Below are 12,642 nucleotides of genomic sequence, written 5' to 3'. Positions count from 1 at the left end.
CAGTACACGAAATCACCGCACCCGGCGGTGCTTGTCAAGCAACCAAAACAACGCCAGATGCGGTGAAAACGTTTCCGATTTGAGCCGGCTTCGCCATAAGCGAAATACCGGGGGATGTACTAGTTGGCCGCGTTGAACGCGTCGACAACTTCGGCGGGAATGCGACCGCGCGACGACACATTGTGGCCGTTCTTACGCGCCCACTCCCGGATCGCTGCGCTCTGCTCACGGTCGATGCTGGCACGCCCGCGACCCGGTCCCGAGCTCCCGCGCCCCCGCCGACGGCCGCTCACACGGCGAGCGTGCTCAACCCACGTAGAGAGCTGATTGCGCAGCTTCTCCGCATTCTTAGAAGAAAGGTCGATCTCGTAAGTCACGCCGTCAATACCGAATTCAACGGTCTCGTCGGCAGGCGCTTCACCATCGACGTCGTCGACGAGCGTGACTGTGACCTTCTTAGCCATTCCCTTTGTCCTTCCAAATGCGGAACCCCCGTTGGTCCACCTCAAACATGCCACGGATTGCCGCAAAGTTCAACATACCCGTAAGGCTGCGCGTGTTCCGCTCAAGGCAAGCGATTCACTACACCCATAGTTGAAAAGTAGAAGAAAATTCGAACGGGTAGATCAGAGCGTAGGGCGGACAATCGGGAACAAGATCGTCTCCCGAATTCCCAATCCGGTAAGGGCCATCAACAACCGGTCGATACCCATACCCGTTCCTGCGGCGGGAGGCATCGCATGCTCCATCGCGCCGAGAAAATCCTCATCGAGGCTCATCGCTTCGTCATCACCGGCGGCGGCCAATCGTGCCTGGTCAGCGAACCTCTCACGCTGGATTACCGGGTCGATCAACTCCGAGTACCCAGTCGCCAATTCGAATCCGCGAACGTACAGATCCCATTTTTCGGTCACACCCGCGATGCTCCGATGCTGACGAGTCAGTGGAGACGTCTCGACCGGGAAATCCCTAACAAACGTCGGTGCGTACATTTTGTCGCCGACCTGATGTTCCCAAAGTTCCTCGATGAGTTTTCCGTGGCCGAAACCGCGATCGGTGGGAATCTCAGCGCCCACCCGATCTGCGATCTTCCATAGCACGGCTACCGGAGTATCGGGCGTGATCTCCTCACCGAGCGCCTCCGACAACGACGGATACATTTCCAACGTCGTCCACTCGCCATCCAAGTCATAGATTGATCCATCGGGCAACGTCACCTGCCGAGAACCCATTGCGTCGTCGGCTACCTCCTGGATGAGCTCACGGATCATTGTCGCGCCGGTGTCGTATGTGCCGTAGGTCTCATATGTTTCCAGCATCACGAATTCGGGAGAATGCGTGGAATCTGACCCTTCATTTCGAAAAACTCGATTGAGTTCGAAAATCTTGTCGAAGCCGCCAACAAGCGCCCTTTTCAGGAAAAGTTCCGGTGCAATACGGAGATACAGGTCGATATCGAGCGCATTGGAATGCGTAGTGAACGGCCGCGCGGCAGCACCACCGGCGAGGGTCTGCAAGATCGGCGTCTCCAACTCCAGGAAGCTGCGCCGGTGCAGAGCGTCACGAATCGCTCGCATCACCGCGACCCGTTGCCGCGCGATCTGACGCGCCTCCGGCCGCACGATGAGATCCACGTACCGCTGGCGCACTCTGGTTTCTTCGGACATCTCCTTGTGAGCAACGGGCAGGGGTCGAAGGGACTTCGACGCCATCTGCCAGCTGTCGGCCAGGACGCTCAGCTCACCGCGTCGCGAGCTGATGACCTCACCGTGCACGAACACGATGTCACCGAGATCCACATCGGTCTTCCAATCGGTGAGCGCCTGCTCGCCGACGCCGGCGAGGCTGACCATCACCTGCAGGGAGGTGCCATCCCCCTCCTGCAGCGTCGCAAAGCACAGCTTGCCGGTGTTGCGCGAGAAGATGACACGACCCGAAACACCCACCTGGTCGCCCGTGCTGGTGTCGGTCTCCAGATCCGTATAGGCGTCGCGAATCTGCTTGAGGCTATGTGTCCGGGGGACCTCCACCGGATACGGCTGGACGCCTTCAGCGAGCAGCTTCTCGCGCTTGGCCTGCCGGATGCGAAATTGTTCCGGCAAGCTGGTCTGCGCATCAGGATCAGTCACGTCTCGGCAGCTTAGCGGTAGTGCTTCAGCCGGACGATTCGTTATCTACCTAGCCGCACGAGCCTTGCCGCGCTGGTCAGCCCGGTTACGCTCGTACACCAGCCGCAAGCCGTCGAGTGTGAGGTGCTCCTCGTAACGGTCCACGGTGTGGGTCTCGGGAAGGATCAACGGCGCGGTGTGGCCCGTCGCCAGCACCGTGACGCCTGCGCCGCCGAAGCCCTCGATATCACGACGTACCCGTTCCACCAGCCCATCCACCAGCCCGGCGAACCCGAAAACCGCTCCCGATTGCATGCACTCAACCGTGTTCTTGCCGACGACTGAACGCGGCCGGGTCAGCTCCACACGCCGCAAGGCGGCGCTGCGGGCGGCGGCGGCATCGGAAGACACCTGCACACCCGGGGCGATCGCACCCCCCAAGAACTCGCCCTTCGCCGACACCACATCGACGCAGATCGAGGATCCGAAGTCCACCACGATGCATGCCGAACCAAATTTGTGATGCGCAGCAAGGCAATTGACGATCCGGTCGGCGCCAACCTCCTTGGGATTGTCGACCAGAAGAGGGAGGCCGGTGCGCACTCCCGGCTCGATGAGAACCTGCGGCACCTTCGACCAATACTGGTCGAACATCCCCCGCATTTCATGCAGCACAGACGGCACGGTGGAAAGCGCCGCCACCCCGGTCAGCGCCTCGCTCTCGTCGCCGATCAGTCCGTCAATGGTGAGTGCCAGCTCGTCGGCGGTGATCTCCGTTTCCGTACGAATCCGCCAGTGCTGAACAACCTTGGCGTGATCACCCGCGCCGGCGACCAGCCCGAGCACGGTATGGGTGTTGCGTACATCGATTGCCAGCAGCACGGCTACACCAAACCGCGCGGTGACACCAGGCCGAAGTTCTCGGGCACGTAGGCAGGGTCGCCGGAGTGCTCGCCCAGGTCAACCTGCTTGTTGTCCGAGTCCACGAATACCACCCGCGGCGTGAAAGCACGGGCCTCCTCGTCGCTCATCACACCGTAGGCGATGATGATCACTAGGTCCCCCGGGTGTACCAGATGTGCTGCAGCACCATTAATTCCGACGACCCCACTGCCTCGCGTGCCCGTGATCGCGTAGGTCTCCAACCGGGCACCATTGTCAATGTCGACGATGGTGACCTGCTCACCCTCCAGCAGGTCCGCGGCCTCCATGAGATCGGGGTCGATGGTGACGGAACCGACGTAGTGCAGATCGGCGTGTGTCACGGTGGCGCGATGGATCTTTGACTTCATCATCGTGCGGAACATCAGGTCCTCCAGTCAATTTCGCCAGGGTAGTTCGTGATCAGGGTCGGCCGGCTGGGACGGGCCGATTTCGACGGGAACGTTGTCCAGCAGCCGGGTGCTCCCCAGCTTGGCCGCCACCAACATGCGGCCGGGTCCATGAGCGGGGGCGGGGCCGAGATCGGCGCCCCGCACCTCCAGGTAATCCACCTGTATTGCCGGTACCTCATCGAGCACCCCGCGGGCGGCGTCCAGGGCCGCTTCCGAACCCGCTGAGGCCGAATAGATTCCGGCGAGCAAGGCAGCAGATAATGCTCCGGCCTGTTCGCGATGCTCGTCGCTCAGGTAGACATTCCGCGAAGACATCGCCAACCCATCCGCCTCGCGGACAATCGGCACCGGAACGACGCGGGTCTTGAGGTTCAGATCGGCGACCATCTGCCGGATGAGCACCAGCTGCTGGTAATCCTTCTCCCCGAAGTACGCCTGATCGGGCGCCACGATCTGCAGCAGCTTATGCACCACCGTCAGCATTCCGGCGAAATGCGTTGGACGTGAGGCACCCTCAAGATCCATACCGAGCGGTCCGGGTTGAATGGTGGTGCGCTGACCGTTGGGGAACATCGTTTCCACAGTCGGTGCGAACACCAGCTCCACACCCTCGTCACGCAACTTCTCGACATCCGAGTCCAGTGTGCGCGGATAGGCGTCAAGGTCCTCGCCCGGTCCAAACTGCAAGGGATTGACGAAAATCGACACCACGACCACCGCACCCGGCACCTTCCGGGCGTGCTGAACAAGCGTCAAGTGGCCCTCATGCAAGGCGCCCATAGTCGGGACCAGCATGATTCGCCGGCCGGTGTGCCGCAATGCTTTCGACACGTCGTACATCGTGTCGGGATCCTGGTGAACCGTGAGCTCTCCACGCCGGTAGCCCTTCGGGCCCTTAGGCCCATACAAACTCGTCATCTCCGTGAATCCTTTTCCAAAGCCGCAAAAACCGATTGAGGGGCATGCGCGCGCTGCGCGGTACGGCGGGCGTCGGCACGATATGCCTCCGCGAGTGCAGGATCCGCCTCGGCGAGCGCGTCGAGATGGCGGCCGACGGCGGCGCCGTCTCCCCGCGCCACCGGACCTGTCAGCGCTGCCTGCCCACGATCCAGCGCGTTGGTGACGGCGGCGCGCACCAGCGGCGCCAGCACCCGCTCCGGCAGTCCGCCCGGTGCTTCGCCAATTGTCTCCTGCCCCAACAATTCCTGTCCCCAGAGCGCCGAACGCAGCGCCTCGATCGCATCCAGAACCAGCGTCACCACATGGTTGCTTCCGTGCGCCAGAGCTGCGTGATACAGGGTGCGGGCATCCTCGCGTACCCGCACCGGTTCGCCACCGATTTCCAGCACCAGCGCCGTACCGATGGCGTAACCCGTCTCATCGGCCGCAGTAATTCCAAAGCAGCAGTTGGGAAGTCGTTCAACGTCCTCGTCTCCGCCGACGAATGTCATGGCCGGATGGATTGCCAGCGGAATGCATCCGAGAGCGGTCAGCGGCCCCAGGACTGCGATGCCGTTGGCGCCGGAGGTGTGTACAACGATGGTGCCGGGCCGCACCGAACCGGTGGCGGCAAGACCCGAGACCAGGTCCGCCAGCTCGTGATCCGGTACCGCGAGTATCAAGAGCTCTGCACGTGGGGCCACCTCTTGGGCGGGCAGTACCTGACTTTCCGGCAAACGTTTCTCGGCACGCCGTCGCGACGCGTCGGACACCGCGCTGCAGGCGACGACGACGTGACCCACTGTCTCCAGGGCGACGCCCATCGCGGTGCCAACTCGGCCGGCGGAAATAATGCCGACGGCAAGACGGGCAGGCCGCAGGCCGTCTAGTGCCCCATCGGCTTGGCCGTCCACATTGAAAGCCTCAGACATGCTGAACGAGACACCTCGCAGAATAGAAACGTTCCAGTCCTGCCCTGCAGGTACCGGACGGTCATTCAGCAGAATAATCCGGCCGCTGCGCTATCGGCAGGGGCCTGGGCCGTTAGATTGCTCACTTTCACGCACAGTGACGAAATCGGCTGAAGTCAGTCCTCGCGCCGACGGCGGCCACCGCCGGAGTCGCCCTGAAGACGCCCGAGCAGATCGGCGACCGAGAAGCCGCCCGTTTCCTCGACCCGACGCCGACCCTGAGTTTCCTCAGATTCCTCTGGCTCAGGAGCCCGCCGTCGACCGCGCGATTCCTCGGGTTCCGGGGCGCGGTGGCCACCCGAGCTCTCCGGATGGCTCGGCTGTTCCGGCGCTGATGGCGGCGGGGGCGGGGGCGGGGGCGGGTAGGACGGTTCGGGTGCCCAGTGCCCACCGCCACCGGTTTCGGCCGCGGCCGGTGCCTGATGCCGAGACGGTATTCCGGAGTGGCGTCCTGGGGCTGGTTCAGCCGGGTAGGGGCCTGTGGGTGCCGGTGGCGCAGATTCGTTGGAGGCCCAATTGCTTCCGCTGGTTCCGGGAGGAAGCCATTGGCCCTCGGCGGGTGCCGGGGCCCAGGTGCTCGGAGGTGGAGGTGTCCAATCGGGAGGAGGCGCGTTCCATGCGGGTTGGGCGGCCGGCTGCTCCGGCGGCGCCATCGGCTGCGGCACCGGATCCCAGTCTTCACCGTCGGCCGCGGCATCCCAATCCTCTTGCCTGGCAGCCCAATACGCTGGTTGTGCGGATTCCACGGCGGCCGGGTCCACGGGCTCGCGCTCCGATATCGGGGGCTGCGCCACCTGCGGTTCGGGTTGTGGACGCCAATGAGTTCCGGACGAAACCGGTTGCTGATACGGCTCAGGCTCGTGAGGTTGCGCGGCTCCGTAGTACGGAGGCGCCGGATACGGCGGCGTCGGGGGGGCCTCGTCCCCATCCACGTGATGAGGGTCTTCGACGACATCGATGATCGGATACTCCGAGGTACGTGTGTCCTCCTCGACGGCAGTCACATCTTGGTACTCGGGTGTGCGCTGCGGCTCCGGCTCGCGGACGGAATGCGTGAACGCGGCAGCCGCCGCCGATGCGCTTGTGCCCGGTCCGGGCTTCGGTTCCGCGCCGGGCCAGGGCCCCAGTGCACGAATCGGATCGTGCTCGATCGCGGGCCGGTCACTCAGGTCGGTGTTGAAGAGAATCTCCAGGTTGGTGCGCAGCGCACCGAGTTCGGCGCGCAGCGTCGCGATCTCGTCAGCGGCCTGCGCCTCGATCTCCCCTGCCAGCTGCTGACGCAATCTACTCTCGACGGTCAGCTCGTACTCCCGTCGCGCCGAAATCTCCCGTTCCAGCTGCAAGTCGTAGACGAGTTTCTGATCGTGCACCTTCGCCTGATCGGCATCGCTTTGCCTCCGGTAGGTCAGCGCGGCGAATGACGCTATGACCGCGGCCCACAGCGCCAGCAACAAACCGACACGTAGATAGATGGCCTTATCCGTGAAAACCAGCGCTATCCCGGACCCTATCGCCAGCACCAGCAACGCGGTCAGCAACGCCCACCCGGGGCGGCGGCTGCCACGCCGTGGCTTCGCCGCGCGGGTGGGAATCGTCATGGAGGTGACTGTACCCGGACAGCGCAGTGTGCTGGCCGACCTCGATTCGGCGATTCGACATGCGTAGGTGCTATCGGGCGGCGGTCGCGGGTGGGTCGGGCGGCGACTTACAGCAATGCTGAAGCCATAGCCCCGCGACCACGAGCGCCAACGCGCATCCGGTCGCGATCACCACGCCAAAGGTGTCCGCCACAGCGGCCGCCAACTGTGCGCGCCGCGGCAGGACGTAGATGAGCATCGCCATCCACCATCCGGCCATGAGCGTGCCGAGCCACGCCGAGGCCTTCGCGACCACCACCGAACGCGCCACCGCGAGCGCCGGCAAACGCCCGACGCCCGCCCCTATCTCGCCGTCGTTGACCTTGTTGCGGATGTAGAACGCCCACCCACCCTCGACGATCGCCAGTGCAAGTAGCGAGACACCGGCGAGTAAGGGAATCGGCGGCAAGGATCCGTAGGCCGCCAAGACAAAGAAGTAGCCGAGGACCACCGTGACGGCGCCCGCGATCAACAGATCACGGATTCGGGTGGGCCCCACTACGCCACCGGACCGGTCAGCGCGTCATCCGTCCGTCGCACACCATCGCGTTCGACCGGTTCGAGTCTGGCCAGCAAGTCGGCCACCGGGCGAACTTGTCCGTCGACGGTCAGCACCGCGTCCGGTTCGATCGCGAGCCACGGCACCAGTACAAAGGCGCGCTGATACGCACGGGGATGCGGCAGTGTGAGATCTGCATCATCGGAAAGGATCTCGACAGAGAATTCAAGGTCGACGCCCTGCCTGCAGCTGATCACATCGACATCGAGAGTCCTTGGCCCCCAGCGCTCCGCACGCATCCGTTCGGCAGACTGCTCCAGGCGATGCGCCACTGCCAACCACTCCCGGGGCTCACGCCCCTCGGCGACGACGACGGCATTGAGGAAGTCTGCCTGTGGAACCGGTCCCCACGGGGCGGTCTGGTAGACAGGCGATACCCCCACCACATCCGCGCCCAGCGCGTCGACGACCGATTGCAGATGCGCGAGCCTGTCCCCGAGATTGGATCCGATGGACAGCACCGCGCGTGTCACTGGGACGATCCCCCGGAACGCGATCGCCGGGAACGGCGGGCCACCACCGCCACATCGCTGAAGGTCAACGGAATTGGTGCGTTGGGTTTATGAACGACCGCTTCTACGGCATGAACCCTGGCGTCGGTCATCACGTCATCGGCAATGGCACCCGCGACCGATTCGATGAGATTGCGCGGCGGACCCGACACGATCGCGGCGGCACGCTGAGCAAGTTCTCCATAGTCGAAGGTGTCGGTCAGCTGATCCGTCGCCGCGGCGGTATCAAGATCCAGCCACACGGTGATGTCCACCGAGAATTCCTGGCCATCACGACGCTCATGTTCGAAAACTCCATGGTATCCAAAGACTTTCAGGCCACGGAGCTCGATGCGGTCGGTCATTTGTTGACACCTTTGGTGCCGCGCTGTGCAACCTCACGACGCCACTTACCGGACGCGGTCTTGGGTTGGGTCCGCACAGTCCGGACGGTCACCTCGGTGGTCACCTCGTCTGGTGAGGCCTCGACGGCAGGTGCAGCTTCTTGCTCGGCCGGCTGGTCCTGCGGGCCTCCCCGACCCTCTTCCCCGTCCTCTTCCATGGTCTCGACCCCGCCGGTCTCCCAGGCGCGCACCACTTTCAGCGCATCCATGGATGCCGTGACATCGTGCACGCGCACACCCCACACCTCGTGCAGCGCACCGAGTGCGGTGATGACGGCGGTAGCGATTTCGCGCCCGTCGGCCGGTCGCTCCACCCCTTTGAGATCGGTGAGCAGGGAGCCTAGGAATCGTTTCCGGGAAGCACCGATGAGAATCGGGAATCCGAGCTCCTGGAGATCCGGGATCGCTTGGAGCAAGAGCCAATTGTGGTGCGCGGTCTTGGCGAAACCGAGGCCGGGATCGAGAATGAGCCGCTCGTGCGAGACACCGGCCTTGAGCGCGACTTCCACCGACTCCATGAGCTCGCGCGACACGTCGGCGACCACATCACGATAGTTCCGAGTGGTGGGCGTGTGGATGAAATCCTTTGAACGCCAGTGCATCAGGATCCAGGGGAGACCCAGGTCCGCCATTAACGGGGCCATCGCCGGATCGGCGCGACCGCCCGAGACATCGTTGACCATGTTGGCGCCGGCCTCCACCGCGGCAGCGGCGACCTCCGCACGCATGGTGTCCACGCTGATGTTGATCCCGTGGCTGGCAAGCTCTTTGATCACCGGGATAACCCGTTGCAGTTCGATTTTCTGCCTGATGGGTGTCGCGCCCGGCCGGGTCGACTGGCCCCCGACATCGATGATGTCAGCACCGGCGGAGGCAAGCGCCAGGCCGTGCGCCACCGCGTCCGACTGCCTGACGAATTTGCCACCGTCAGAGAAGGAGTCGTCGGTGACGTTGACGACTCCCAGGATGTGGGTTAGCGCGGGGGTATCCGTCACGTCCCGGTCATGTCCTCATCATCAGGTCGAGAACCTCGGCCCGTGAGGCAGCGTCGGTCTTGAACTGGCCGCGCACGGCAGAGGTGGTGGTTGTCGCTCCGGGTTTGCGTACGCCGCGCATTGCCATGCACAGATGTTCGGCCTCCACCACCACGATCACTCCGCGCGGCTCCAGCTTGCGGACCAATGCGTCGGCGATCTGCGCCGTCAACCGCTCCTGCACCTGCGGCCGTTTTGCGTAAAGGTCAACCAGACGAGCGATTTTCGACAGTCCCGTGACGCGGCCAGTCTGACCGGGGATGTATCCGACGTGCGCAACACCATGGAAGGACACCAGGTGATGTTCACATGTCGAATACATCGGTATCGATTTCACCAGCACCAGCTCATCGTGCTGTTCGTCGAAGGTGGTGTTCAGCACCGTGTCCGGATCGCTGTACAGCCCGGCGAATATCTCCTTATAGGCGCGCGCCACCCGGGCCGGGGTGTCCACAAGCCCATTCCGGTCCGGGTCTTCACCGACCGCCAACAGCAGTTCACGCACTGCCGCCTCGGCGCGGGCCTGGTCGAAGACGTGACTGGTCGGCTGACCGTTGTGCTCGGTCGTCTCGGACGAGTTCATGTCAGCTCTTGCTCTCGCTGCCCTCGTCCGGAGCCGGACCTGGCTGCTGATGCGGAGTCGGCACCGGATACGGCTGCTGGCCCGGTTGCGGGGTAGCCGGGTGCGGTGGATACCCCGGTTGCGGGTGCGTGGCCTGTCCCTGCGGCGGCCAACCAGGCGCATACCAGCCGGCGGGCGCACCATAGTTGGTGCCGGGGGGAACCTGTTGCCCACCTTGACCATTGGGTACAGGCCCGTTGGGTACGGGGCCATTCCAACCGGTGGGCACCGGCTGCATCCCGTTGGCGGGTGTGGCTGCGCCCGCTTGCTCGGCGATGGCCTTCTTGAACGCCGGCTCGGGAACCGGCGGCGGCCAGGGTTCACCGCGTTCGATAGCGAGCTCACCCGGGGTCTTGATGGGGGGCTTATCGGAGGGGATGCGGCCGCCGAAGTCGTCGAACATGGTCAGGCGCGGGCGGCGCGGGACATCCTTGAAGATCTCCTCGAGCTCCTTGCGGACCACGGTTTCCTTCTCCAGCAGTTCACCGGCCAACGTGTCCAGCACATCGCGGTGCTCGGTGAGGATGGCCCATGCCTCGGTGTGCGCCGCCTCGATGAGATTGCGGACCTCGTCATCGATATCGCGGGCTACCTCATGCGAGTAATCGGCCTGAGTTCCCATGGTGCGGCCCAGGAAGGGGTCCCCGTGTTCGGTGCCGTACCGCACGGCGCCGAGCTTTGCGCTCATGCCGTACTCGGTGACCATGGCCCGCGCGATCTTGGTGGCCTGCTCGATATCGGATGACGCCCCGGTGGTGGGCTCGCGGAACACCAGCTCCTCGGCGGCGCGGCCACCCATCGCGAAGACCAGCTGCGCGATCATCTCCGAGCGCGTGCGTAATCCCTTGTCTTCCTCCGGAACTGCGATGGCATGCCCGCCGGTGCGGCCGCGGGCCAGGATAGTGACCTTGTAGACGCGTTCGATATCGGGCATCGCCCACGCCGCCAGGGTGTGCCCGGCCTCGTGATAGGCGGTGATCTTCTTCTCGTGCTCGCTGATGATGCGGCCCTTCCGGCGCGGTCCTCCGACCGCCCGGTCGACCGATTCCTCAAGTGCAGCAGCGGTAATCACGGTGCCGTTCTCGCGCGCGGTCAGCAGCGCCGACTCGTTGATGACATTGGCGAGGTCGGCTCCGGACATGCCCACGGTGCGCTTGGCCAGTCCGTCGAAGTCGACGTCGGGACCGAAGGGTTTCCCAGCCGAATGAACCCTGAGCACGGCCTTTCGGCCAGCTAGATCCGGGCTGGACACCGGTATTTGCCGATCGAAGCGGCCCGGACGCAGCAGCGCCGGGTCCAGGATGTCGGGGCGGTTGGTGGCCGCGATGAGAATGACGCCCTGTCGCTCGCCGAAGCCGTCCATCTCCACCAGCAGCTGGTTGAGGGTCTGCTCGCGCTCGTCGTGCCCGCCGCCCAGACCGGCACCACGCTGACGTCCAACGGCGTCGATCTCGTCGACGAAGATGATGCAGGGGCTGTTCTGTTTGGCCTGCTCGAACAAATCACGCACCCGCGAAGCGCCCACGCCCACAAACATTTCCACGAAATCCGAACCGGAGATGGTAAAGAACGGCACTCCGGCCTCACCGGCGACCGCGCGGGCCAGCAAGGTCTTACCCGTACCGGGCGGTCCATAGAGCAGCACACCGCGCGGGATCTTCGCGCCGAGCGCCTGATACCGGGACGGGTTCTGCAGGAAATCCTTGATTTCGTAGAGCTCTTCGACGGCCTCGTCCACACCTGCAACATCCGCGAAGGTGGTCTTGGGCATGTCCTTGGTGAGCTGCTTGGCGCGCGATTTACCGAAGCCGAAGCCCATGCCCCGGCCACCGGACTGCATGCGGCTGAACGCGAAGAACAGCACCACCAGCAGGAGGACAGGCAACAGGTACAGCAGTAGCGAGCCCAGGATGCTGCCCTGGTTCACCGTGGTGTTGACGGTCGCACCCTTGCCGTTCAGCTTCTCCAGCAGCGGCACTCCGTACCCGGTGGGGTACTTAGTGATGACCTTGTCTTTACCTTCGGTATCGCCGTTCGCAGACTTGAGGTCCAGCCGCAGCTGCTGCTCGCGGTCGTCGATGCGGGCGCTCTTGACGTTGTCGGTGTCGATCTGCTTGATCGCGACCGTGGTGTCCACGGGCTTGTAACCGCGGGTGTCGTCGCCGAAGTAGAAGAACGACCACCCCAACAGCAGCACCACAACGATGACGCCCAGGGTGCGAAACACGTTTGTCCGGTTCATACAGCGTCGGCCGCTGTCAGCGGCCCGTTCCTTCCGTAGTCATGGGGGAAGTTATAGAGGTACACGATGAACCCTCAGGCTACCTCACCTGCGTTTTCACTTGCCCAGCCCGCATTGCGCGCTCGGCGAAACCGCGGGTGTCGCCGGCGCTAGGTGTTGAAAAGAACAATATGCAGGTAGACCTCGTCGGGTGACCTGAATGTCCTGGGTGATCGCGACGTTATTGCACCGGGCATCGGCGGTCCGGCGATGAATGCCATCGCCGACGGATCCCTCACCTTCTGGAAGCGCGCCGTGAACC

At 64.0% G+C, this 12,642-nt stretch carries 13 protein-coding genes; all 13 read right to left on the bottom strand.

From position 1 onward, the window contains the following. Positions 1–119: 119 nt before the first annotated feature. The gene (gene lsr2, locus AB0H22_RS14220; protein WP_180750764.1) at positions 120–464 is read right to left on the bottom strand and encodes a histone-like nucleoid-structuring protein Lsr2; all 345 of its coding nucleotides are present in this window, start codon (positions 462–464) and stop codon (positions 120–122) included. Positions 465–626: 162 nt separating this feature from the next. Beyond that, positions 627–2,129 (bottom strand): lysine--tRNA ligase, encoded by a 1,503-nt coding sequence (lysS, locus tag AB0H22_RS14215; RefSeq protein ID WP_180750763.1) that lies wholly within the window; start codon positions 2,127–2,129, stop codon positions 627–629. A gap of 45 nt (positions 2,130–2,174) precedes the next feature. Beyond that, positions 2,175–2,990, bottom strand: a complete 816-nt coding sequence (locus AB0H22_RS14210) for a type III pantothenate kinase (RefSeq protein ID WP_180750762.1) — start codon at positions 2,988–2,990, stop codon at positions 2,175–2,177. A 2-nt stretch (positions 2,991–2,992) separates the two neighbouring features. After that, on the bottom strand, positions 2,993–3,415 hold the full coding sequence (gene panD, locus AB0H22_RS14205; RefSeq protein ID WP_180750761.1) for an aspartate 1-decarboxylase: 423 nt from the start codon (positions 3,413–3,415) through the stop codon (positions 2,993–2,995). Positions 3,416–3,427: 12 nt separating this feature from the next. Then, positions 3,428–4,360, bottom strand: coding sequence for a pantoate--beta-alanine ligase (gene panC, locus AB0H22_RS14200; RefSeq protein WP_358146991.1), 933 nt, complete (start codon positions 4,358–4,360; stop codon positions 3,428–3,430). Beyond that, complete coding sequence (locus AB0H22_RS14195) at positions 4,357–5,313, bottom strand: DUF2520 domain-containing protein (RefSeq protein ID WP_180750759.1); 957 nt, start codon at positions 5,311–5,313, stop codon at positions 4,357–4,359. The genes panC and AB0H22_RS14195 overlap by 4 nt, the downstream gene beginning before the upstream one ends. 155 nt (positions 5,314–5,468) lie before the next feature. Further along, the gene (locus AB0H22_RS14190; protein WP_358146990.1) at positions 5,469–6,950 is read right to left on the bottom strand and encodes a DUF6779 domain-containing protein; all 1,482 of its coding nucleotides are present in this window, start codon (positions 6,948–6,950) and stop codon (positions 5,469–5,471) included. Between the two features lie 70 nt (positions 6,951–7,020). Next, positions 7,021–7,488, bottom strand: coding sequence for a DUF3180 domain-containing protein (locus AB0H22_RS14185; RefSeq protein WP_180750757.1), 468 nt, complete (start codon positions 7,486–7,488; stop codon positions 7,021–7,023). Next, positions 7,488–8,021, bottom strand: coding sequence for a 2-amino-4-hydroxy-6-hydroxymethyldihydropteridine diphosphokinase (folK, locus tag AB0H22_RS14180; protein WP_358146989.1), 534 nt, complete (start codon positions 8,019–8,021; stop codon positions 7,488–7,490). Before folK ends, AB0H22_RS14185 begins: the two co-directional genes overlap by 1 nt. After that, positions 8,018–8,404 carry a dihydroneopterin aldolase gene (gene folB / locus AB0H22_RS14175; RefSeq protein ID WP_180750755.1) on the bottom strand — a complete coding sequence of 129 codons (387 nt, stop codon included), beginning with the start codon at positions 8,402–8,404 and terminating at the stop codon, positions 8,018–8,020. Before folB ends, folK begins: the two co-directional genes overlap by 4 nt. Beyond that, on the bottom strand, positions 8,401–9,438 hold the full coding sequence (gene folP, locus AB0H22_RS14170) for a dihydropteroate synthase (RefSeq protein ID WP_358146987.1): 1,038 nt from the start codon (positions 9,436–9,438) through the stop codon (positions 8,401–8,403). Before folP ends, folB begins: the two co-directional genes overlap by 4 nt. Before the next feature lie 7 nt (positions 9,439–9,445). Continuing rightward, positions 9,446–10,060, bottom strand: a complete 615-nt coding sequence (gene folE / locus AB0H22_RS14165) for a GTP cyclohydrolase I FolE (RefSeq protein ID WP_180750753.1) — start codon at positions 10,058–10,060, stop codon at positions 9,446–9,448. Between the two features lies 1 nt (position 10,061). Continuing rightward, positions 10,062–12,341 carry an ATP-dependent zinc metalloprotease FtsH gene (gene ftsH, locus AB0H22_RS14160; protein WP_358146986.1) on the bottom strand — a complete coding sequence of 760 codons (2,280 nt, stop codon included), beginning with the start codon at positions 12,339–12,341 and terminating at the stop codon, positions 10,062–10,064. Positions 12,342–12,642: the final 301 nt, after the last annotated feature.

Origin of the sequence: Mycobacterium sp. NPDC050853, from assembly GCF_040653875.1 — a bacterium.
GTDB lineage: Bacteria > Actinomycetota > Actinomycetes > Mycobacteriales > Mycobacteriaceae > Mycobacterium.
Note: the sequence above shows the minus strand (reverse complement) of the source record. Positions and strands in the feature narration are given on the sequence as shown.

Coding starts and splice junctions, on each gene's coding strand:
- lsr2 (WP_180750764.1), bottom strand. CDS start 464: ATGGCTAAGAAGGTCACAGTCACGCTCGTCGACGACGTCGATGGTGAA.
- folB (WP_180750755.1), bottom strand. CDS start 8,404: ATGACCGACCGCATCGAGCTCCGTGGCCTGAAAGTCTTTGGATACCAT.
- ftsH (WP_358146986.1), bottom strand. CDS start 12,341: ATGAACCGGACAAACGTGTTTCGCACCCTGGGCGTCATCGTTGTGGTG.
- AB0H22_RS14195 (WP_180750759.1), bottom strand. CDS start 5,313: ATGTCTGAGGCTTTCAATGTGGACGGCCAAGCCGATGGGGCACTAGAC.
- folE (WP_180750753.1), bottom strand. CDS start 10,060: ATGAACTCGTCCGAGACGACCGAGCACAACGGTCAGCCGACCAGTCAC.
- AB0H22_RS14190 (WP_358146990.1), bottom strand. CDS start 6,950: ATGACGATTCCCACCCGCGCGGCGAAGCCACGGCGTGGCAGCCGCCGC.
- panC (WP_358146991.1), bottom strand. CDS start 4,360: ATGACGAGTTTGTATGGGCCTAAGGGCCCGAAGGGCTACCGGCGTGGA.
- panD (WP_180750761.1), bottom strand. CDS start 3,415: ATGTTCCGCACGATGATGAAGTCAAAGATCCATCGCGCCACCGTGACA.